This window comes from Candidatus Moraniibacteriota bacterium (assembly GCA_028688415.1).
Taxonomy (GTDB): domain Bacteria; phylum Patescibacteriota; class Minisyncoccia; order Moranbacterales; family UBA1568; genus UBA1568.
The window spans coordinates 1-2,676 of record JAQTYF010000009.1; the positions used below are offsets into that span (position 1 = coordinate 1).

The 2,676-nt window shown below is 55.2% G+C and carries 3 protein-coding genes; 2 read left to right on the forward strand and 1 reads right to left on the reverse strand.

The window, feature by feature from the left end; translation table 11 throughout:
• On the reverse strand, nucleotides 1–229 hold a 229-nt coding region (locus PHH40_04990; protein MDD2767079.1), incomplete at its 3' end, for a hypothetical protein.
• Between the two features lie 266 nt (nucleotides 230–495).
• On the opposite strand from PHH40_04990, the gene PHH40_04995 reads away from it, so the two are divergent.
• Together PHH40_04995 and PHH40_05000 are read left to right on the forward strand one after the other, a co-directional pair.
• Entirely contained in the window at nucleotides 496–1,062 is a 567-nt protein-coding gene (locus PHH40_04995) for a terminase small subunit (protein ID MDD2767080.1), read from the forward strand.
• Nucleotides 1,059–2,582: a terminase gene (locus tag PHH40_05000; GenBank protein ID MDD2767081.1), complete on the forward strand. Its 1,524-nt coding sequence runs from the start codon at nucleotides 1,059–1,061 to the stop codon at nucleotides 2,580–2,582. The genes PHH40_04995 and PHH40_05000 overlap by 4 nt, the downstream gene beginning before the upstream one ends.
• Nucleotides 2,583–2,676: the final 94 nt, after the last annotated feature.

The window sequence follows — 2,676 nt, forward strand, 5'->3', positions numbered from 1 at the left end:
GTGTTTTAAGAATCGACTGGCGTGGGTCGAGTACCTGATATCCGCCGCTGGGTGCCAGAGTCACAAAGGCGAGCCAAAGATCATTGTGATCATTGATAACGAGCCGAAAATCAACCCTGACTTCCCATTCTGCGAAGACTGCACGCAGATCAAGAGCTTTGAGATGTACGCCCAAGGCAAATGCAACCCAAACTACCTCAAGGACTTCTATGACCCTGAAAGACTGCATAGAGACAATCCGGCGAGTCATCCAAACCATCGGCCCGGCCACAGCGCGATCCATCGAATCGCATCCTGATGTGCGCCAAGCGTGCCAGGCCACAAAGACCAAAGCCCGGACGCACATCACCAAACTGGTGCAAATGGGCCAGATCAAAAGCAGCCAGGAGCAGCAGGCAATGTACTGGTGACTGGAACATGTTCCAAAGCAGTAAGAGGTGTTGACTCCGAAAAAAATTCCATGACGATACCTGTAATCAACTCACAGGAATCATCATGGCAACAACGCCGCGCAAGAGTGCGACGAAAGATCGACAGCTAAACCCAAAGCAGACCACATTCTGCCAAGAGTACCTAGTCGATCTGAATGCCAAACAAGCCGCCATTCGCGCAGGCTACAGCCAAAAGACCGCCGAGGTAATCGGCTATCAACTCCTTAAGAATACTTTAGTCGCTGGGAAACTACAGGAACTTCGCACCAAACAAGAAGTTCGCACAGGAATATCAGCAGACAGAGCCCTCAAGGAAGCCGCGCGGCTGGCCTTCTTCGATGTGCGAAAACTCTGCGACGCACAAGGCAACCCAATCCGGGTTCAAGAGCTTGACGACGACACAGCAGCGGCCATTCAAGGGCTTGAGCTTGTGTCAGAGAAGGATGGAGAAGGCTTTGCCACGGTGCGCAAGTACAAGGTGGCCGATAAGAACGCCGCCCTTGAGCGCGTGTTCAAGCATCTGGGCCTGTTTGAACGCGACAACGAGCAAAGCAACCCAGCCAAGGCCATGAACAAGCTGATGGAGCTTGTCGGCGGATCAAAACTGCCAATCTCAACGGCCAAGAAATGACCGAAGACGAAACACTTGAGCAGTTGCGCCCCGACTTGTGGGCTGACCCGCTTTGGCGGCTGCACAACCTGTACCACATCGTCAATGAGCAAAATCAGGTCGCAGTGTTTGAGCCCAACGCCGAGCAGCTTGACCTGTACCAGAACCTGCACACGCGAAATCTGATCTTGAAGGCAAGGCAATTGGGCTTCACGACGCTGATTTGCCTGTTGGCCCTGGATCAATGCCTATTCAACAGCAACTTTTCAGCGGGCATCATTGCCCACAACCGCGAAGACGCCGAGAAGTTCTTCCGCACGAAGGTGATGTTCGCCTACGACCGACTGCCTGAGTCCATCAAACAGACCGTCACCGTCATCAAGCGCACCGAAAGCCAGGTGACGTTCAGCAATGGCTCGACGCTGTACGTGTCCACATCGTTCCGTGGCGGCACGCTACAACTGCTGCACGTGTCCGAGTTCGGAAAGATTTGCCGCAAGTACCCAGAAAAAGCCAAGGAAATCGTGACCGGCGCACTTGAATCTGTGTCCGCTGGCAATGTGGTGTTTATTGAATCAACCGCTGAAGGCATGGGCGGCTACTTTCACGACTACGTGATGGATGCCCTCAAGCTCGACCGCGAAGGCGCCGAGTTGTCCTCGTTGGACTGGAAGCTGCACTTTTACCCGTGGTACGCCAAGACCGCCTACACGCTTGAGCCAAAAGGCATCACGGTTTCCGACAAGCAGGCGCAGTATTTCCGAGAAGTCGAAGCCAAGACAGGCGTCAAGCTGACCGAAGGTCAAAAGGCCTGGTGGGTCAAGAAGAAGGCCGCTCTGCTATCAGACATGGGCCGCGAATACCCTGGCACGCCCGAAGAAGCCTTTGAGCAAGCGATTGACGGGGCCATTTACGCAGAGCAGATGACGCGCATCCGGGAGCTTGGGCGCATTACCGAGGTGCCGTATCAAGCAGGCATACCCGTCAACACGTTCTGGGACTTTGGCGTGGGTGATGCGAACACGATCTGGCTGCATCAGCGCGTTGGACTGCAAAACCGCTGGATCAAGTACACCGAAGACCACGGCAAGGGCCTGGACTTCTATTGGCGTTGGCTCAAGATATGGGCGGACGAACAACAAGCGATTTGGGGTAAGCACTACTTGCCGCACGACGCAGATGCCAGGATGCAAGGCGAGCAGATCACGACCCGTAGAGAGATTTTGCAGGGCATGGGTATGGCGAACATTGTGGTGGTGCCGCGCGTGCAGTCGCTGGAAGTCGGCATTGACTTGACCCGGCGCGCACTGGTGTCTGACAACTGGTTTGACAAGTCAGGCTGCGCCGATGGCATCAAGTGCCTGGACAGCTATCAATATGAGTGGGACGCGAAGCTGGGCCGATGGAAGCAAGACCCGCTGCACAACTGGGCCAGCCACGGCAGCGATGCATGGCGCCAGTTTTCACAGGGCTACAAGCCAGAGGGCGGTGAGGCTCAAGTCCAAGATTTTGCCAACCGCACAAGGGAGAGCTGGAGATGAGAACAACCGAATCCGTCAACGCATCAGGCCAAAAGCTGATCGAGTGGGGTGGCCACGATGCGTGGAAGACCCGTCGCCTGGGTGATTTGCTGGT